Raw genomic sequence first — 19072 nt, 5'->3', positions numbered from 1 at the left:
CGGTGATGCTGATAGGTGGATAGTTGGGCATCTTTATAAACTCCCTATTCGTGGAATACCTGGAGCCGGCGAGCTAACCTCGCCCTTAGGGCCCACCATTGTCGTCATGTACCGAATCGGGCTGGCAACTCTCGAAATTGCCGATCGGGTAAGAGTAGGCCAGTCATAATCGTCCCTACTTCCTGTCCGGTTCAATGGCTCAACTGAGGTGACACAAGAGGTGCTGGCCTGGGCGAGTATTCACCGAAAACGGATTAGGCGTTCCGCCCCCGTCGAGGAGTTTCGGTGTGCGTGTAAGAACCTTGAGTGGACTGAGAGCTGCAGTTGCAAGACGCGCCGTCCAGCTCCACGTGTACAACTAGCGGTTCATGGCCGTCGAGGCGGATGGTCACCGGCTCTGAGGTGCCCGCCTCGACGGTAGTACGCCTCTTTTGATCACTCTTAATGCTCATGCTTCCTGTTTCCCTTCTAAGGCGGTCGTTGTGACCTGGGTTCGCATACTTTGGGCTGGGAATCTGCGCCTCGACGCGGCTAAGATGACATCCAACGCTCTCCCATCCGTTTTGGGAGAGGCACATCCTGAGTTACTTCACGTCTTCGTCGAGCCAGTCCATGGACTTTGTCCCAGCCTTCTTCCACAGCCGCAACTGGCGCTCCTGCTCTTCGGCCGGGAGGTGAGGTTCCCAGCGCCTGTCTTCGTTCCAGTTGGCGCTGAGCTCACCCAGGTCCTTCCAGAATCCGACGGCGAGCCCCGCCGCATAGGCAGCACCGAGGGCGGTGGTTTCCACTACCTTGGGACGGACCACCGGTACGCCCAGGATGTCTGCCTGGAACTGCATGAGTGCCTCGTTGGCGACCATTCCGCCGTCGACCTTCAGCTCGGTGAGCGGAACACCCGAGTCCGCGTTGACGGCGTCCAGCACCTCGCGGGTCTGGAAGGCGGTTGCTTCCAGCGCGGCGCGGGCAATGTGGCCCTTGTTGGCGAAGCGCGTGAGCCCGACGATCGCGCCGCGGGCATCTGCGCGCCAGTAGGGTGCGAAGAGGCCGGAGAAGGCGGGGACGATGTAGACGCCACCGTTGTCCTTGACACCGGCAGCCAACTCCTCAACTTCCGGAGCGGAGCTGATCATGCCCAGGTTGTCGCGGAGCCACTGGATCAAGGAACCGGTGACCGCGATGGAACCTTCCAGCGCGTAGTGCGGCTTGGCGTCGCCCAGCTTGTATCCCAGCGTTGTGAGGAGGCCGTTCTTGGAGTGAACAATTTCCTCGCCGGTGTTGAGATCAGGAAGCAGCCTGTGCCGTAGGTGTTTTTCGCTTCGCCGGGCTGGAATGCCGCCTGGCCGAAGGTGGCTGCCTGCTGGTCGCCCAGGATACCGGCAACCGGAGTTTCGCGGAGAAGCTGGGAGGTGTGGACCTGGCCATAGACCTCGGAGGAGGACTTAATGGTGGGCATCATGGAGGCCGGGACACCAAAGACGTCCAGGATTTCCTGGTCCCATTGAAGGGTTCTCGGGCAAATCGAGGGATCCCCCCTGCCCCCGACCGCTGGCCTGCCATCCCGCCTAGTCATCCGTAGATCGACCGGTCCGGCCGCCGAATAATGGGCATGTCACGGTACTCACACGCTCAGGTCGGGGAATCGAACGATCGGTAGCGCGTTCGATTGAAATGGTCGATGTGGTCGTCGATGGGGTCCACAGGTCAAACCGCAAGAGTCTTTCGAAAAATAACATCGCTATATCCGACCCGCGCTAAGACGTCGGGAATGACTCTAGAACATTGCTCTGGGCAAACCGTTTAGGTGGGTTCAACTCGCGCCCCATTTCCGGCGAGGTTTTGGGCCCTGCGTGTGGCGATTAAAGGCATCCCACTCGTTAATCAATCGAACCACTGCGCGCCTTTTGGACGTCCAACCGACCGCCCACTATCGACATTATTCTTCTCGGGTGCGGGAGCGCTCGTTTATAAATGGGCTTCGTTTTATCTCACGACATGCCACAGCAGAACTCTTTCGGGTGATAAATTCTGCTCATATCGTACTTATATATAAGCAGACCGGTAAGCACGCCCGCCCGAAATCATCGTTATGAATCCTAAAATGCCAGTTTATGTCACAACTCCGGAGGGCTTAGGACACCGCTGCGCTAACGTGGGCTTGCGAGTTCCTCAGCCCCAGCAATTATGTCAGCTACAAGCATCCCGAGCCTGCCCGACCCATGTCTCGTCCGGCTTAGCGGCAAGGCTCAGTTCAGCATCCAGGAGTGCATCGGTGAGACTCGAGTTCTGGCACATGCTCCAAACTTCGTAACCCTCGGATCTGTCGAAGAGCTGACGCAGCAAAGCTCCTTCTTGCCGGACCCAAATCACCTGATCATCCTTAGTAACGGCGTCTACGAGGCCGCTCCTGACTACTATTCCGTTTTGTCGAATCTGTACATCATGGCCGAGGACTGGCTTCCATTCGTGCTGAAGATGGAGTTTCACGATCAGTGTCCTTCCGAAGTGGTTTTCCGTTCCTAGACGGGAAAGTCTTCGTTTGTAGTGGTCACATGCCACTGCTTCAGGGTGGGATGCCTAATCATATTTTCGCGGGTTTCTGCACCGTCCAGACGGTACACTGTTGACAAACATCACTAACTTCGGAAAGACGGACAAATGCCTCGAAAATCAGTTTCCGCGGACACCGTCGTGGATGCCTACCAATCTCTGCTCATCGAAAGGGGTGAGCGTGCTGCAACACTCGCAGCAGTTGCCCATAGGGCAGGTTTATCCAAAGGGGGCCTGCTCTACCATTTCCCGAACAAGGAAGCGCTGATCACAGCTCTCCTTGAGCGGCTGGATCATTTGGCCCAAGAAGACACGGATCGTATGAAGGAGGCGCCAGAGGGACCAGCGGCGTACTTTATTCGCTGTTCGCTTTGGGCCGATACACCAATGGACCGGGCTTTCGTCGCTGCAACGAGGCTGACGGAGGTGGCTCACGGAAGGATCGGGCACAGATTTGCGGCGATTCAGCGCAGGTGGCAGGACGCTCTGGCGGAAAGTGTCGGTCCGGAAGTAGCCAAGGCCGTTAGCTACATGGGCGACGGGCTATATTTCAACGCTATCTTCGAAAGCGGTCAGGAAAACAGGAACCCTGCGCGTGAAGCAGATGTCGAAATCCTCCTAAAAGTAATAAAGCGGTTGCTCACTTAGAACCGCCTTGGAGACGCAGCCCCGCCATTTGGGTGGGATCTCCTTTAGATGATCCCACCCAACACCCCTGAGGCGTGCGCCGCTTCGCCGGCGAAACCTCTTTTCCACCGCGCCGCCAAAGCACCCGAGAAGTGGGATCGCTTCGTCCGGTGCAATGCCCGGAAGAATGCTCAAGAGCGAGGCTGTGTTTTCTGCGGTGGATGGCCTAGACAGGTCGACTTGGCCAACTTCTTTACTGCCACGCAGCCGTCGGCCCGTGCAAGTTGGCCACGGATTCTCCGTTCTCGCACTGAACCCATGAATAGCTCGGTCTCTCGGACTTATTCAGCCTACTTTGCGTCCGAGTCGGCCGAGACCTTCTGTGAGATGTACACAGGCACGAGTGACAGCAAAATCATCAGAGTCGCGACTACGTTCACTTGATTGACCTCGTTTGGGCGTGCCATCTGATTCATGATCCAGAGCGGCAACGTTTCGACGCCAGGTGGTGCCGTGAAGATGGTAACGACGATTTCATCGAAGCTAAGAGCGAAGGCCAGGAGGCCGCCTGCGATGAAGGCGCTACGGAACTGCGGAAAGGTCACGAGACGTAGGGTTTGTCCGAGCCCCGCTCCGAGATCCATCGATGCCTCTTCGAGGTTTGGATTTATGCGACGCAGACGAGCGATGACGTTATTGAAGACCATGACCACACAGAAGGTCGCGTGCGCGATGATCATCCCCCAGTACCCAATACTGATGCCCAAGGGCTTTAGCATCTGGTAAAAAGTGTTCGACAGCGCCACACCAGTGACTATGCCGGGAAGGGTGATCGGCAGCACGATGAGCAAGTTCACGGTGTGCTGTCCGAAGAACTTAAACCGTTGCAGCGCGAAGGCTGCGAGGGTTCCCAGAACGAGGGCAAAAATGGTCGCCACTGAGGCAACGATCACCGAATTCAACAGCGCTGCATGCACTGCTGGGTTAGAAATTGTTTTCCCCCACCACGTCAGTGAGAACCCCTGGATGGGCCAACCAGCGACTCGACCTGCGTTGAAGGAGTTCATGATGATTACGAACAATGGGATGTACATGAAGCCCATCGTGATGAGGGTGATGGACGCAAGCGCGATCTTAGTACCGCGGTTGAGGCGAAGCATTTGGATCTCCTGAGTTTCGGTAAAGCGAACTACAGCCGATCTATCGCTCCAGTGCGGCGTACCGAGGCGAGGTAGATTACGACTAGGACGATCGGCACAACAGAGAAGGCTGCGGCGAGAGGCGGATTTAGGTTGATGTTCTGCGCGATGATGCTGCCGATCATTTGGGTGGATCCGCCTACGTACATTGCAGCGATGTAGTCTCCCAGGCTCAATGAAAAGGTGAATACGGAGCCCGCGATAAGTGAGGGCAGCAGCAACGGCACCACGACGGTGCGGATGGTACGAACTCCGCTGGCTCCCAAATCGGAAGACGCATCAAAAAGGTTGACTGGGACCTGGGATACCGAGGCGTACACGGGGATTGCCATATAGGGGAACCATAGGTAAACCAAGGTGAGGATAACTGTCAATATTCCGAACCCGGGTCCCTGGATACCCAAGGGAGACAGCGCCCAATTAAAGAACCCCTCTTCGGTCCACACGAGCCGCATCCCAATGATCTTGACGAGGTAACCTGCCCACAGGGGCAGAGTCAGCAGCACGGCGAGTGCAGCTCGCATCCGCGGCCCGGCCACTTTGGCCATGAAGACGGCCAGCGGCACCGCGAACACAGCGCAGATGGCCGTCACCGCAAGGGCTATACCTAGCGTGCGCATCGCCGTACCGAGGTAGGCGGGGACGGTAACTAACCGTTGAAAGTTCTCCAACGTGAATCCGGGCTTTACACGTGAGGTGAAGGGATCCGTCGTCCAAAACGCCGTGATCAGCAGAAGGGCTAGAGACAGAATGTAAACACAGACAAGCCAGGTCATCGGCAGCGCAAGTAAGGCTGCTAAGCGTCCTCTTGGATGGCGGTGCAAGGCGGTAGAAATGGCCTTCTGTCTACGATTCGGAGCGGTGTTGGTGCTCACAGTGGGTCCTCGCTTACGAAAATGGTGAGAGGCTGCGCTGGGCAGCGGGTTGCGGGTGCCGTAGCGGCACCCGCAACGGGCTGGAAGTTAGACGAGCCCTACCCTTTGACAGTTGCCCAAGCGCTGGACCAGTCTTGGTAGTTGGTGCATTTGACGTCGGTGCGGCCGTCGAGGCACTGGTTGATTGGCGTGGTCCAGAAGGCCACCTGCTTGAAGTATTCTTCGTCGGTGGCGTGGAAGTAATCACAGTGGGCTTTCGCTTCGGCGCTTGTTGCACAGAATGCGGCATTTGCCGGGGCCATGCCGAAGTTCATAGCAATTTGCCCATTGACCTCGGGCGAGCTCGTGTAGTCCATCCACCTGTAGGCACAGTTCGGGTGAGCAGCCTTGGCAGCGACCATCCAAGCATCTGACCAGCCAGTTGAGCCCTCCTTCGGAAGCACGCTTTTGAACTTCTCATCCTGTGTCGCTTTTCGGAGCAACTCCCACGAGGTGCCGACTACTGAGTTGCCGCCCGTGAAGGAGCTAACGTTGGTGGTAGGCGACCAATATTCGGCGACCATTTTGTTCTGCTTTTTCAGCAATTCGACAGCGGCAGCCAGTTGCTTTTCGTCAAGCGCGTAAGGATTCTTGATGCCGAGGTCGGGCTGCGTCGCCTTTAGGTAGATGGCCGCGTCGGCAATATAGATGGGACTGTCGTACGCGGCGACCTTGCCGGCGTAGGGGCTGCCCTGCTCCCACACCACGTTCCAGCTATCTGGCTTCTCGGTCACGACCTCAGAGTTGTATTGCAGGATGTTTGCGCCACGTCCGATCGGAACCCCATAGACCTTGCCGTTAAGTGTGTCGTAGAGCTGGCCCTTCATTCCTTGGACGATGTCGTCACCGAAGTTTGGAACCAGTTTGAGGTTGATCGGCTGAACATTGCCATCAACGATGAGTCGAAGGCTTGCGTCGCCGGAGGCGGAGACGAGGTCGTACTCTCCGGTACGCATGAGTTGCACCATCTCATCACTGGTCGCGGCGACCTTGCGGTTCACCTTGCACCCGGTCTCGGCAGTGAACTTGTCGGCCCAGGCGGGTTCGACAAACCCGGACCACGCGACGATGTTGACCTCACCCTCATTGCTACCGAGTTCATTGACTTGAGGGAGGTCGGGGACATCAATTTTCAGTCCTCCAGGGGCGGACTCGCCGTTGGCACAGCCCGACAACGCGAGACCGACCGCCATCGCGAGTGCTGCGGAGGAGAATAGTTTCTTCTTCATCACGTGTTCCTTCATATTGTTGGGTGGAAGCAGGCCAAAATTGGCCCTTCGTAGATCAAATGGCGACGGGCTCTCCGGGAACGACGACCGCTTGATCCCTTGCGAAACGCAGGCTCACGGTGGAACCTCGGGTGAGGCTGGGGGTAATGTGCGGCATCTCGGTGTTCTGTCTTTCGGACATGAACCGCAGTCCTTCAGCGGTTTCGACCAAGTAGCGGGTGTGGGCGCCGGCATAGACGGCCTCAATGATGCGGCCCGTGAGTGCGACACCGCCCGCTTCCCCTGGGACAGACGGCTCGACAAGACGAACTCGCTCTGGGCGGACACTATGAGCGGCAGCGCTGCCGAGAATACGCTCAGAATGCTCCGCTGTGAGTAGATTCGTGACGCCAAGGAAACCGGCAACAAACTCAGTCTGCGGGTACTCGTAGACATCGCGGGGGCTGCCTACCTGTTCAATTTTGCCGCCGTTAAAAACAGCCACCCGATCGGAGAGAGTAAGCGCTTCCTCCTGGTCGTGGGTGACGAACACAAAGGTGATACCAACCTCACGCTGGATCTGCTTCAACTCGAACTGCATCTGCTCACGTAACTGCTTGTCGAGAGCCCCGAGGGGCTCGTCGAGCAGCAGCACCTTCGGGCGCAGGATCAGAGCCCTAGCCAACGCTATCCGCTGACGCTGACCACCCGAGAGCTGCGAAGGGCGGCGCCCGGCTACGTGGCCAAGCTGCACCTGCTCCAAGGCTTCCGATACGCGGCGCAGTCGTTCCGCCTTGCCTAAACCGCGCACCTTCAGCCCGTAGGCGACATTGTCAGCGACGGTGAGGTGGGGAAAGAGAGCATAGTCCTGGAAGACCGTGTTGACCTCGCGGTCGAATGGAGCGTGTCGGGTGACGTCGTCACCATGCAGCAAGATCCGACCAGCGTTGGGCTCCTCGAAGCCCGCAATCATGCGAAGCACGGTGGTTTTACCTGAACCTGACGGACCCAGCATGGAGAAGAACTCCCCTGCCCGGATGTCGAGGTCAAGGTCTTTAACTGCTACGAGGTCGCCGAAATGCTTGTGGACACCCTGAATGGAAACTGCGATTTCATCCTGGTCGCCTCGTGGTGAATGGGTGTGGGGCATGAGATCGATGCTCCTCGGGATCGTCGTTGAACCGGTGAATAGAACACTAACTTACTATATTAGAGGTTTTGTAGTGAACTTCCTCTCATTACGTTTCGATCACATGAGGTTGGGGCATTTCATGGGCGAGACATGGAAGACTCGAGTCGATGCCCATAGAGAGCGGAGTAAGACCTTGAGCAGTACCCTCGTCCAGTCGCCCTCAAGCCGATTGCGCACAGCAGCCTTTGCCCCAATCGGCGAGGAGGGCCGCACCGAGCTCGTTGAAAGACGGATCGTGCAGGCAATCTCGGTGAGTGCATTCACCGAAGGCGAGCGGCTGCCGAGCGAGACCGAACTATCTCAACTGCTCGGAGTCGCAGCCGTAACGGTGCGCGAAGCGCTCCTGAGCCTGCGTCATCGTGGACTCATCGAAACCCGACGTGGCCGGAACGGGGGGAGCTTTGTCCGGCCGAGCCATGGCACCGTCGAAGAGGTCAATGCACGTGCCCTTATGTCGATGCCCCGTGTTGCGCTCGCCGATCTGGGGGTCCACTATGAGGTCATTTCGGCAGCGTGCGCGGAGTACGCCTGCCTACGGGCGACACCCCAGGAGCTTGGGGCAGTCACCGAGGTATTACAGGCCGCCCGAGACCTCGATTACCCCTCTTGGCGGCGCCGGATTACCGAGGTACAGTTGGAGCTCGCGGCACTCAGTCAGTCCGTACGCCTCACCAACGAGCACGTGAGAGTACAGACCGAATTCACGCCGCTGCTTGCTCTACAAGACCTTAACCGCGTCAGACGGATGGCAACATATGACGCGCTCATAGCCCAGATCACTGCGACGCTTTCGGGCGACATTAGCGCCGCCCGGAGCGCAGTCCGTGAAAGCATTCGGGCCTCGACACGTTGGCTGGTAGCCTTTCGCTCCGACCTCATCGCGCACCCCCAGGAAAGCGCCTTTCGTGCCACACTAGAATCGCGTCGCGAAGATACTTGCGCTGACGACGACCTCAACGAGGAGGGAAACACGTGAAGACAGAAGACAGGCAAACGCTGAAGAGCGGGATAGACGCAGTGGACCGATTCTTCGATGGCGTGTTTGCACCGCTCGAGGCTTGGTTGCCTGACCTGGGGAAGCAGCTCAAGGATCAATTGGAAAAAGGTCCGCTTACAGGTGTGCAACTCGCGGCACTCGTTGAGCCTGGCGCGCATCGCATACTCGATACCCTCGACCGTCCCCTCTATGGTGCGGGTTTTTGCGCCAGCGAAATGGTAGTGACCGAAGGCAACCCCCTTGCCTGGTGGCAGGGCTCGGACCGTACTTTGCTCGCGTCCTCCACTTTTGGACCAGGGCAAGCAGCCATCGACCTCGTTCGACTTGAGTGGTATCGCGTACCTAAGGAGACCGGCAAACCGCACACGGTCGGGCCGTTCGTCGACTATCTTTGCTCGAACGAGATCACCATCACGTCTGCAATGCCCCTGTTCGTCGAAGGGCGCTTTCAGGGAGTTGCTTGCACGGACGTTCTCGTGTCCTCCCTTGAGGAGGTTTTGCTCCCATGGCTAGCGCCGTCGGCTACGGCTCTCATAAACGCGAACGGCCGCGTTGTGATTTCGAACGACCCCAATTACGAGACCGGGGACCGCTATGCTGGCGCCGGTGCCGACAACACCCCCGGCAAGCCGCAAGGCATTGTTCGCTGCCAGCGCTACCCGTTCGCGCTCGTTACTGCGCACTAAATAACGAACCCGGGCTCGCGTACGTCATGACTTCGGTCAGCACCGGATGACCGGAGTTGCATGCTCGGGTTGCGCCCTGACCCTAAATGGCCCCCTAATACGGCAAACGCAGTCGTGGCGTTGTACCTCCTAATCGAAACACCACTCAGGGTCACAACCAACGCCCACCTTCTCGGTATCAGCGCACCTAAAAAATCCATCACCCGCTACAGCGAGTAGTAAGTTGTCTGTTATGAGGACGAAGCAGGCACCTACGTCAAAAAGCATCACTACTTCACGCAGGCAACCGCTTGATTCCCCACGCACGGTCAGCCCCGAACGCATCACCAGCGGTGAGGCGTATCGAACACTCGCTGGCCGAACAAAGCAATCAAGAATCTGATGTCGGTCAACACAGGTTACGAAACTCGCTTGTCCCCCCGCCTAAGAGTGCACTAAAAGACCCTGTTACCCGCGCATGCTTGCAGGTAACAGGGTCTCCCCCCAACTCCAGAACGAAGCCAGATCGACGCAACGGTCGAGGATTCGCCCACAAGTCAGGCGGCAGGATGGAGTTCCCCACCGCGTTCCGTGGTGGGTCACACACCACCTTGGGCGCCTCCAGGGTCCATTCCCAGCTTGGTCCCTAAATGTGTCAGATCCACACTCACACCACACGGCTGCTTCCATCCGGACCAGTCCCGTTCTTGATTCAGGATTGAAGCAAGGTGAGGGTTTTGACGGTCAGGGCGCTCATGGTCAGGGCGCTCATGCTCAAAACGACCACTCACGCGGGCCTAGGTTTGCTTGAAGCGAGTTATCGGTCGGCCACGTAGACAATACGCTTATTTGCGAATTCGTCCATCCCGAGTGGTCCAAGTTCACGCCCGAAACCTGAGCGTTTGACTCCCCCAAACGGCAATTCGGCGCCCTCGCCGGCCACCGAATTGACATTAGTCATCCCAACGTCCAACTGTAGAGCAAGCTTCTGGGCACGGGATGGATCCGCACTGAACACGGAGCCACCAAGGCCATATGGGGTGTCATTGGCGAGACTGAGAGCCTCCTCATCCGAGCCTACCGAGTACACCACCGCAACTGGGCCGAAGAGTTCCTCTGAATAGGCGCGCATCTCCTTGGTGACTCCAGTGAGCACGGCAGGAGAATAATAGGCTGCCGGCGCCGCTGCCAAGACTCCCCCGGCATGCAGCGTCGCTCCCTTAGAAACGGCATCATCGACCTGCTGGGCCAACGTCTCAGCCGCCTTACGCGAGGACAGTGGCGCGTACGCGTTGAGCTTCGTAGCCTTCTCGGTCATTTTATTCACAAAGTCGTCGAAGATATCCTCCATCACGATAATCCGCTTATTGGCATTGCACGCTTGCCCGGCGTTGGCCATCCGGAAGGTCCACGCTGCATGGACCACCGAGTCTAGGTCTTCGGAATCAAGTACTACCATGGGGTCAGATCCGCCGAGTTCAAGCACGCATTTCTTAAGATTCTTACCGGCCAAAGCGCCAATGACTGCCCCAGCCCGTTCCGATCCAGTCAGCGAGACCCCCGCGATACGCGAGTCAGCAATAATGGTTTCGACCTGATTGAACGTTGCAAATGCGTTGATGTAAACCCCTGCAGGCACCCCAGCATCCTTCATGATTTGCTCTACGGCCAGCGCCGATCTAGGAACGGACTCGGCGTGCTTGAGAATGATCGTGTTGCCCAGCATCAAGTTTGGGGCCGCGAAGCGAGCGATCTGGTAGAAAGGGAAGTTCCACGGCATGACGCCAAGCAAGGGGCCTATGGGAAGTTTTTCCACCGTCGCCTTGCCCCCTGCGAAGGATTTGATCTCCTGGCCAGCGACCAACGTCGGGCCTTCTTCCGCAAAGTAACTGAAGATATCACTACAAAATTCAGCCTCCCCGACACCTTCAACGTGTAACTTACCCATTTCTTCGGTGGCGATTTTCGCAAGGGCCTCGGCGCGTTCGGCAAACAGCCTTGCGACTTCCTTCACGACCTTTGCGCGGTCGGCGATTGGGACGGTTCTCCAGTCAAGGTAGGCACGGTGGGAAGCTGCAAGAGCGCCTTCGATTTCTCGGTCTGTTGCATGCTCAAAGGACTGTTTGACTTCACCTGTGGATGGGTCAACCACTTGATAGCGGGGAGTGACCATGAGGAACTCGCTTTCTTCTTGAGTCGATCGAGAGAGACGATTCATATTTGGTTGATTGCTTAGCAAACGACGCCTGACAGGTCGAGTGACGAGAGGTACGGAAAGGCCAGGTGGTCGGGGCTGTGAGATCCCGACCACCTGGCCATGATTGCGGCGAGCTCCGAGCGGCGAGCCCTCGGTCCTGTCTGCTTAAGGCTGCATTCGCGCGGATTGCGGACCCCCGAGAGGTAGAGTCGTAAGCTTCCGCTGGCAGGGGATGCCCGGTATCAGATCGCCTCAGCCGTGGCCGCGGCGCGAACTGCTGCCAGGGCTGACACCAAAGCAGGCTCATTGGGGGCTTCTTCGCCGAAATACCACCAGAACAGTCCCCCGACACTGCGAGCGCCAGCCAGGGACGCGACGTAGTAGTGAGCCGCAAGCTGGGCTCGGGCATCTGCGGTCTCTGCGCCACCAGCCCATGGTTCGAACTTCTCAAACGCCCAATAGCCCCGCTCACCGGCCTCCGCGTCAGGCAGAACATCGCCTGACGGGTCGTCGTGCCAGTATCCGAACTCGCCGAGACCGATTTGAGGGGCGGAGACGGACTCGGAGAGTTCATGCATCACCGCACCAAGCGCGATTCCCATGGGGCATGTTTCCACGTAGACCGACAACAGAACCGCGTCCACTGAATCGAACAATTGACGATGCTTCTCGACAAAGTTGAACGGCGCCTCTTTCAGAACCGTGGCCGTACCCATCGCCCAGTACAAAGAGATGACTGTCCTGGCGGTACCGTCCGCTAGCACAACGTCGCGCGCCGCTGCAGTCTTCTCCCCCATCTCGTTGATGGGCTCAATCCACGACGCGTTGATTTCACTGCCGATTTCCCAAGCGTGTACGCGTCCACTGAAGTGGGCTACAGCTTCGGCGGTGCGTTCACGATACTCATCCACGGTGAGCGCTCCTGAGTCGTAGGAATCAATCGCCTGTCCCAGCACACGAATGCCTCCCGCAATCAGTGCATCTACGATGGGGTCGTACTCGCTAAACTCCCTGTGGGCGGCCATCACAACACGTGCCCATCCCTGGGTGCTCTCCGACGGGTCGACTGTGGCTTGCACAGCAAGTTTAACGGACTCGTCCGACGGCTCAGTCAGCGTCACCCCGACCCAGTTCTCACCGTCAGCTGAGGCGAGACGGCGGCGTCCCAACTCCAGATCATGCAGGTCAACGGCTTCGTGGATGAGGTCCAGAGCATCCCAGAACGCCCTCGCCTGATGCTCCCCCGCCAAAGTCTCGGCCCGGTGCCCCGCCTCGACCGCCGCTGCGATCGCCTGTTCCAGTTCAGATGAGTGCTCGTTATTCGTACTCGTGGTCGAGAGAACCGTTGACGTCGCCATCAGATGGCGCACCGCGGCGTGAGGAAGCGAGATCGATTCTGATTTGCTTGCCGGTATCGGCACCCGCAAGGAGCTGTAACCACGAGAACTCGGCAGGTGCACCAGGAGGAAGTCCCCTGGTTGCCCCCCAGTCACAATGAGTTGTTCGTCGACGACACTGATTGCGTCACACGTTCGCAGAATCCACGAATCTCCACGGGTGGTGGCCGCAAAGGGCCTATCCGCATCCGCTGTATTTCCTGCGAGCAGAGTGATGGCATCGTTCGTGTCTAAACGGGAGCCGTCGGCACCGAAGATGAGGATTTGCTTGACATTCATGGTTGGTTACTCTCTGGTCGAGCCGAGGTTCTTCGGCCGGGAAATTATTGCGGAAGCTATGACGCACAGGATGCAGATCAAGAACATGGCAGCCCCAATCACGTCGACTTGGGGAGGGAGCTGACGACGTAGCAGTCCGTATAGCCACGTTGGGAAGAAGACTGTGCCGCCTGATGTGAAGTTCGTGACGACAAAATCGTCAAGCGAAAGGGCGAATACGAGGAGGGCGCCCGAAAAGATGGCGGGCAGTATCAAGGGAAACGTCACAGTCGTGAACGTGGCCCATCTAGACGCACCTAAGTCCCTCGCCGCTTCCTCCAAATGGGAGTTCATGTCGACTAGACGTGCACGAACCACCACGACCACGAAGCCAACTCCCAAGGTGATATGGCCGATCAGCGTGGTGGTGAGTCCAAGCGGATAAAAAATGCCGGGTGGGATAGTTGAAGCCATAGGTTCGGCCGTTGCCGTCGCCACGAAAACGCTGAGGAGCCCCGAACCCAAGACCAGCTCGGGTGTAGCGAGCGGTACGAACGTCAACATCGAGACAGTTCTTTTGCCTGCGAATTCATGTCTGGCTATGACGAGCGCGAGCATCGTACCGAGGACTGCGCAACCTATAGCGGACAAAATAGACACCACCACGCTATTAACCAAAGCCTCTTGTAGCTGCGGAACGTCAAGCGGATTCAGCCAGGCGTTCAGGCTGAAGGAGTTCAGTGCATAGTTGAAGCGTCCTGCCGGTTCGTTGAACGAGTACACAAACATGATCAGAACGGGAACGAACACAACCGTGATGACAACGTACGTAAACATGCGCAGGGCGCGACCCTGCCGCTTTGCGGAGAGTTGAGGCGTGACAGTTCTAGGCGACATTGTCGAAGACCCCCTTTGAGCCGATGGCCCGTGTATAGACCGTGATCAAGATGAGCATGAAAACGACCACCAGCATGGAAAGTGCGCTTGCACCCGAATAATCGGCCTGTGTGAGGAAGCGATACTGAACCGAGTTGCCCATCATGCGAGTCTGGACGTTGCCAAGCAACGCAGCGTTGACGTAGTCACCAAGCGCTGGGATAAACGACAGCAACGCCGCCGCAAATATTCCAGGTTTTGCCATGGGCAGAGTGATGTGTACGAAAGTCTCCGTGATAACCGTGCGGCAGAACAACGAACTCAAGACGGCTGGAACAGTCACCCAAATGAGTGCTTCCCAGGACAACAGCGAACCGGATGTAAATGCGAAATAGCCCAGGAGACCGAGGAATGCCCCGGCGAGAAGGCCCGGTACCGTGCCTTGCTTGCCCCAGTACTTCGCGCCCAGATCGGTGGACGCCTCACGAAGAGACGGATTTTGCTGGTTGAACGCTGTGTACAGGGGCAAAATGACGAAGGGAAGCAATTGGTACGTCAGACCCGCCACCACCGCGTAACTCGTACCGAGTAGCGAAAACTGATCGTTGACCCAGCCAAATTGGTGAAGTGTACTGATAACCGGCCCATCTCCGCCGAGAATGCGCTGCCAAGCAATGATCCGGACGAGGTAGCTGCTTAGGAAAGGGGCGATCACCAAGAACAGCAGTAGCAACTTACGCTTACCGGAGTGCTGAGCGATGGCGTAGGCGACGGGGGTTCCGATAAGGAAGGCCAAACATGTCGCCAAACCGCCGAGCTTGAATGAATTAGCGATATTCTCCATATTCTCGGAGAGCACCCGCCCGTAATTCGATAGCGTGAACTCAGAGGGAAGGCCTGTGTACCCCTCGGAAATCGAGCCGGTTGAAAACGACAGGGATAGCGTCTGCAGTAATGGAAAGAAGAAGAAGAGGATCATCCACACTGCTGGCAACGCGAGCAACAGGTAGGGGCCGAAGAGGAAGGGTCTCGAACGGAGGCCTTGGCGGTCGCGGGGCTTCGTGGGAACAGGGGAACTGGTTGTCAGCACGTGTCAGCTTCCGATCTCTGTAGCCCAGTAGCTGTAAATGGCATCCCGGTCAGCTTGCTTCCGAAGGGGTGGATAGGGGTAGGTACGGGCTCGGACGTCGTCAGCCGGGAAAATGAGTGGGTTCTCCACGAGTTCCGGTGCGACTTTCTCCATGGCTTCTTGGACTCCTGACACAACGGGGGTTTGCAGTGTCCACGCGGCGAAACGCGCAGCGTTAGGTGGGTCGTACCAAAAGTCGATCATTTGCTCTGCTGCTCGCGCATTCTTAGCACCTACGGGAATGCCGAGATAGTCCACGTAGCCGGCGACGCCTTCTTCAGGAATCGCGAAACCGATCTGGTCGGAGTCATTGGCAGCGACGGTAGCCGGTGAGGCGATGGCTGCCCAAAGATCTCCAGATGCCAATTTCTGTGTGAAGTTTTCCCCATCAGATGTTCGTAGCTGACCGTTCTTGATAAGAGGCTTCAGGGAGTCAATGGTGGTCCGGGCTTCGTCTACATCCAGTTTCGCGGGGAGGTTTTTTACCGTTCCTTTTGCCCGCAAGTACACGGCCCAGGATGCAATGTTAGCCTCAATATCTGAGAACAACGCGACCTTTCCGTGGACCTGACTGGACAGGAGCTGGGACCAGGAGTTGATTCCGTCAGGGAACCTGTCCTTTCGGTAGGCGATACCGAGCGCCGCGTAATCGAACGGGACTCTCAGCTCCGGCTTTTCCACTTCCATGAACTGAGGCAGGAGATTTTTGTACACATTCGGGATCGCAGCAGGATCGAGTTTCATAAGCCAGTTGTTCTCGAGGAACACCGGGGCAATGGTCCCCGAGCAATTGAAGAGGTCCCACTCCAGCGGCAGGTTCGACTGCAGCACGGGTCGCGATGTTGCGAGGAACCCTTCGGCACTGGCTATCGCCTCTGCATAATAAACATCAATACCGGTCAGTTTTTCGAACCGTTCGATATCTTCGGGAGAGATCTCACTTGGCCATGCCGCCCACCGGAGTTCCTTGGTGGGCGTAACGCTTGCAGCTGGGGCATTCTCTATGGAAGGGCGCGCGACAGAGAGCCCACGTGTGGAACAGGCCGATAAAGCGAATACGGACAGCCCGGCTGATGCAAGCACTGACCGCCTGGTGAACAGAGACCGAGCGGCTGTCGGGTCCTCATGATTCATAACAGACTCCTTTGTCTTTAATAATTGGCGGCTGGGGCCTGTTGGCCCCAGCCGCCAATTAGTCATCAGTCCCGAACGTGGATGTAGAACTTGCTGATCGGGCCGTGCTGAATCCACTTGCCTTTGTCGGTTCCCTTGTAGATCAGCAGGTCTCCAGCCCCGGCGTTGTACTGGTTTCCGGACTCATCTTCCAAGGTGGCCCCGCCATCGACTACGAAGTCGAAGCACTGACCCTCTCCGACGATCTCACCGATGTCGGCATCCCGCTTCCAGACTCCGACAGTTACCTTTCCGTCGGCGGACTCGAAGATGATTGAATGCTGGCCAGGTGGTGTGCCCTCGGGAGTGAGGTCGCCTGGCATGTCCTCGGCGTACTCCTCCCAATTGATGCCGGGGTCGGCTAGGCTGACAACCCTGACGCTGCCATTGGACAGATCTCCTGCAGCGTTTGTGTGTTGTGGCATGGTGTTCTCCTATTGATTTACGGACGGCGTCCGCTATTGATGGGTTTGGAAAAGGTCTATTTAAGAGGCAGTACGTGGTTGTCATTACGCCGGGGCCGTAGGTAGACGGCCGCGCCCGGAGTTACAACTTGTGGGCTAGTCTCAGCTTGATCGCGAGTTATTGAGCAGTCCACGCTGTTCCCGTCATCGCCGACCGAGACACGGACGTGGTAGCTGGACCCGAGGAAGGCCGAACTTATCACCTGGCCGGTAATACCAAGTGACGTTGACGCCAGACCATCGGCGGGATCGATTAGCAGGTCCTCAGGGCGAATGACGATGGTGCACCTCGGTGTGCTGACCGCATGATTCACGTCGACCGTCCAGACCGGGCCGAGGTCGAGCCTGACCGACATCTTGTCACCCTGCCGTCCAACAATCTCGCCGTCAAGGAGATTAGGTTGTCCCACGAATTCTGCAACGACCCTGTCCGCCGGACGTCGATACAAGTTCGTCGGCGTAGCAACCTGCACCAGGCGGCCACCGGCCATAACTGCAACGCGGTCAGACATTTCGAGGGCTTCCTCCTGATCGTGTGTCACAAACACGAAGGTGATGCCAAGGTCCTTCTGAATTGACTGCAACTCTGTTCGCAGGCGAACTCGCAGCTGGTAGTCAAGCGCCGCAAGGGGCTCGTCCAGAAGGAGAACACTAGGCCTGTTGACGATGGCCCGAGCGAGAGCAACTCTTTGCTGCTGACCGCCGGAAAGCTGCGATGGTTTGCGATCAGCGAACTGACTCAGTCCCACTCGCTCCAGCTCGGTCATAACCAACGGTCTAGCATCGCGCTTGTCGACTCCGGACCGACGCAACCCGTATTCGACGTTTCGATAAATCGAGAGATGGGGAAACAGCGCGTAGTTTTGGAAAACGTAGTTCGTCGGCCTGTCCGCGGCGGGAGCGTGGGTGAGGTCCCGGCCCCCGATGCTGATTTGCCCATCGCGAGGCGATACGAATCCGGCTATGGCGCGCAGGGTGGTCGTTTTTCCACACCCGCTGGGCCCCAGCAGCGTGAAAAACTCTCCTGATTCGATTTCAAGGTTGAGGTTTGACACCACCGGCGTGTCGCCATAGCCGCATTCAAGGTCGCGAAGGGTCACGTGCCCAGCACCGAGCTGCGTTTTCTCGGTGTGGTTACGGTTTTCTTCAGTAACAGATTTCACATGCCACTCCTAGTTGTGAGGCTTAGGAATGACTATAGATACATGTTTCCTCCTAGACAAGAGGTTTTCCAAAAGAAAACGCTGGTTTCATAGATTTAGCTGGAAGACGGCAGCGCTGGCGAGACCACCCACAAGACCTGGGCGCTCTCCAGACCGGTATTTTCAAATGAGTGCAGCTGCGACGGCGAGAAGGTGAGGCAGTCTCCTGCGAACAGTTGGACGTCATCCGCGTCCCCCAGTCGGAGACTGATGGTCCCTTGCAACACCATGGCGAATTCGATCTCAGATGGAAGGCTGTATGCCTCGAAACCGCTTCCGCCGCCGGGCTCAATCACACTCAATATGGCCTGTAGTCGACGCTCCCTTCGGGGAGTCAACAGGTACTCGACCAAGTCGTTGCCACCGAACTCGATTCTTGGATACTTGCCACTGCGCACCATATTCGACGAAGATCCGTCGAAAAGATCTCCAATGCTTAGCGAGAGAGCGTCGCATAGCCTCACCAGGGCTGCTACCGAGGCTGTTGCCTGTCCGCGTTCTAGACGCGAAATGAACCCTTTGGTCAGCCCACTTATAGACGCAACCTGTTCCAGCGTCATACGTTGTGCCAGTCGTTCTGTGCGTAGGCGTGCCGGGACGCCAGGTAGCGATTCACTCGTAGACATCTTCATTTCCCCCTCCCTGCATGAGATGACATACCGCCAAGGTGAGACGCGTATGTGATGTTGAACTGCTCCAGCAAGACCCCGACCATCGAGCTTCCTCCTTTGGAAATCACAACTTCTGTGCGTTTAGGCGACGTCGAGAAGGCCGCTCGATCGTCTTGACCACGTTAGCCGCACATATGATGCATTAGAGGCAGAGTTGTTCGATGGAGTCAAAGGAGGGAGTCAGGCGAATCGAACAAGCAAGACCCATCCGGTACGTAACAAGCTTGAGCTTGCTCGTGCTTTTTGAGTAAAATCTTGCGCTCCAGGCGGTATCGACAAAAGACAGTCCTCGGTTCACCCTTTGTTAGCCAGCGCCGCGGGATACTCTGGCATCCGACCGCAGTGCTATGTGACCA

The 19072-nt window shown here is 57.4% G+C and carries 16 protein-coding genes and 1 pseudogene; 4 read left to right on the top strand and 13 right to left on the bottom strand.

What is annotated here, in order from left to right; genetic code table 11:
* Positions 1–584 precede the first annotated feature (584 nt).
* A pseudogene (locus AC6CH8_RS13890) lies at positions 585–1507 on the bottom strand (FGGY family carbohydrate kinase); the annotation flags it as partial.
* A gap of 842 nt (positions 1508–2349) precedes the next feature.
* On the opposite strand from AC6CH8_RS13890, the gene AC6CH8_RS13885 reads away from it, so the two are divergent.
* The gene (locus AC6CH8_RS13885) at positions 2350–2520 is read left to right on the top strand and encodes a hypothetical protein (RefSeq protein ID WP_498191175.1); all 171 of its coding nucleotides are present in this window, start codon (positions 2350–2352) and stop codon (positions 2518–2520) included.
* Positions 2521–2655: 135 nt separating this feature from the next.
* Entirely contained in the window at positions 2656–3195 is a 540-nt protein-coding gene (locus AC6CH8_RS13880; protein WP_498191173.1) for a TetR/AcrR family transcriptional regulator, read from the top strand.
* Between the two features lie 329 nt (positions 3196–3524).
* Here the strand turns inward: AC6CH8_RS13880 and AC6CH8_RS13875 are convergent, their stop codons facing one another.
* From AC6CH8_RS13875 to AC6CH8_RS13860, 4 genes are all read right to left on the bottom strand, one after another.
* A complete protein-coding gene (locus AC6CH8_RS13875; protein ID WP_498191171.1) occupies positions 3525–4334 on the bottom strand; it encodes an ABC transporter permease in 810 nt (269 codons plus the stop codon).
* A 29-nt stretch (positions 4335–4363) separates the two neighbouring features.
* Entirely contained in the window at positions 4364–5248 is an 885-nt protein-coding gene (locus AC6CH8_RS13870) for an ABC transporter permease (RefSeq protein WP_498191169.1), read from the bottom strand.
* A gap of 98 nt (positions 5249–5346) precedes the next feature.
* Positions 5347–6516 (bottom strand): extracellular solute-binding protein, encoded by a 1170-nt coding sequence (locus AC6CH8_RS13865; RefSeq protein ID WP_498191168.1) that lies wholly within the window; start codon positions 6514–6516, stop codon positions 5347–5349.
* 55 nt (positions 6517–6571) lie between these two features.
* Positions 6572–7645 carry an ABC transporter ATP-binding protein gene (locus AC6CH8_RS13860; protein WP_498191166.1) on the bottom strand — a complete coding sequence of 358 codons (1074 nt, stop codon included), beginning with the start codon at positions 7643–7645 and terminating at the stop codon, positions 6572–6574.
* Positions 7646–7820: 175 nt separating this feature from the next.
* On the opposite strand from AC6CH8_RS13860, the gene AC6CH8_RS13855 reads away from it, so the two are divergent.
* The gene (locus AC6CH8_RS13855) at positions 7821–8663 is read left to right on the top strand and encodes a FadR/GntR family transcriptional regulator (RefSeq protein ID WP_498191164.1); all 843 of its coding nucleotides are present in this window, start codon (positions 7821–7823) and stop codon (positions 8661–8663) included.
* Positions 8660–9370 (top strand): cache domain-containing protein, encoded by a 711-nt coding sequence (locus AC6CH8_RS13850; protein WP_498191162.1) that lies wholly within the window; start codon positions 8660–8662, stop codon positions 9368–9370. The genes AC6CH8_RS13855 and AC6CH8_RS13850 overlap by 4 nt, the downstream gene beginning before the upstream one ends.
* Positions 9371–10166: 796 nt before the next feature.
* On the opposite strand, the gene AC6CH8_RS13845 is transcribed toward AC6CH8_RS13850, so the two are convergent.
* The 8 genes from AC6CH8_RS13845 to AC6CH8_RS13810 form a co-directional block, all read right to left on the bottom strand.
* Entirely contained in the window at positions 10167–11522 is a 1356-nt protein-coding gene (locus AC6CH8_RS13845) for an NAD-dependent succinate-semialdehyde dehydrogenase (protein ID WP_498191208.1), read from the bottom strand.
* 266 nt (positions 11523–11788) lie between these two features.
* Positions 11789–13222, bottom strand: coding sequence for a hypothetical protein (locus AC6CH8_RS13840; RefSeq protein ID WP_498191160.1), 1434 nt, complete (start codon positions 13220–13222; stop codon positions 11789–11791).
* Between the two features lie 6 nt (positions 13223–13228).
* Complete coding sequence (locus tag AC6CH8_RS13835; RefSeq protein ID WP_498191159.1) at positions 13229–14038, bottom strand: ABC transporter permease; 810 nt, start codon at positions 14036–14038, stop codon at positions 13229–13231.
* A 49-nt stretch (positions 14039–14087) separates the two neighbouring features.
* Positions 14088–15056 (bottom strand): ABC transporter permease, encoded by a 969-nt coding sequence (locus AC6CH8_RS13830; protein WP_498191157.1) that lies wholly within the window; start codon positions 15054–15056, stop codon positions 14088–14090.
* A gap of 114 nt (positions 15057–15170) precedes the next feature.
* Complete coding sequence (locus AC6CH8_RS13825) at positions 15171–16340, bottom strand: ABC transporter substrate-binding protein (protein ID WP_498191155.1); 1170 nt, start codon at positions 16338–16340, stop codon at positions 15171–15173.
* Between the two features lie 65 nt (positions 16341–16405).
* Entirely contained in the window at positions 16406–16804 is a 399-nt protein-coding gene (locus tag AC6CH8_RS13820) for a hypothetical protein (RefSeq protein ID WP_498191153.1), read from the bottom strand.
* Between the two features lie 56 nt (positions 16805–16860).
* Positions 16861–18006, bottom strand: a complete 1146-nt coding sequence (locus tag AC6CH8_RS13815; protein ID WP_498191151.1) for an ABC transporter ATP-binding protein — start codon at positions 18004–18006, stop codon at positions 16861–16863.
* A 95-nt stretch (positions 18007–18101) separates the two neighbouring features.
* Entirely contained in the window at positions 18102–18677 is a 576-nt protein-coding gene (locus AC6CH8_RS13810) for a helix-turn-helix domain-containing protein (protein WP_498191150.1), read from the bottom strand.
* Between the last annotated feature and the right edge of the window lie 395 nt (positions 18678–19072).

Source organism: Paenarthrobacter sp. GQ52, assembly GCF_059759005.1.
The sequence above is the reverse complement of the archived record's forward strand: the minus strand, read 5'-3'. Positions and strand labels throughout refer to the sequence as shown.

Coding starts and splice junctions, on each gene's coding strand:
- AC6CH8_RS13860 (WP_498191166.1), bottom strand. CDS start 7,645: ATGCCCCACACCCATTCACCACGAGGCGACCAGGATGAAATCGCAGTT.
- AC6CH8_RS13840 (WP_498191160.1), bottom strand. CDS start 13,222: ATGAATGTCAAGCAAATCCTCATCTTCGGTGCCGACGGCTCCCGTTTA.
- AC6CH8_RS13865 (WP_498191168.1), bottom strand. CDS start 6,516: ATGAAGAAGAAACTATTCTCCTCCGCAGCACTCGCGATGGCGGTCGGT.
- AC6CH8_RS13830 (WP_498191157.1), bottom strand. CDS start 15,056: ATGATCCTCTTCTTCTTCTTTCCATTACTGCAGACGCTATCCCTGTCG.
- AC6CH8_RS13810 (WP_498191150.1), bottom strand. CDS start 18,677: ATGAAGATGTCTACGAGTGAATCGCTACCTGGCGTCCCGGCACGCCTA.
- AC6CH8_RS13820 (WP_498191153.1), bottom strand. CDS start 16,804: ATGCCACAACACACAAACGCTGCAGGAGATCTGTCCAATGGCAGCGTC.
- AC6CH8_RS13825 (WP_498191155.1), bottom strand. CDS start 16,340: ATGAATCATGAGGACCCGACAGCCGCTCGGTCTCTGTTCACCAGGCGG.
- AC6CH8_RS13875 (WP_498191171.1), bottom strand. CDS start 4,334: ATGCTTCGCCTCAACCGCGGTACTAAGATCGCGCTTGCGTCCATCACC.
- AC6CH8_RS13835 (WP_498191159.1), bottom strand. CDS start 14,038: ATGTTTACGTACGTTGTCATCACGGTTGTGTTCGTTCCCGTTCTGATC.
- AC6CH8_RS13880 (WP_498191173.1), top strand. CDS start 2,656: ATGCCTCGAAAATCAGTTTCCGCGGACACCGTCGTGGATGCCTACCAA.
- AC6CH8_RS13845 (WP_498191208.1), bottom strand. CDS start 11,522: ATGGTCACTCCCCGCTATCAAGTGGTTGACCCATCCACAGGTGAAGTC.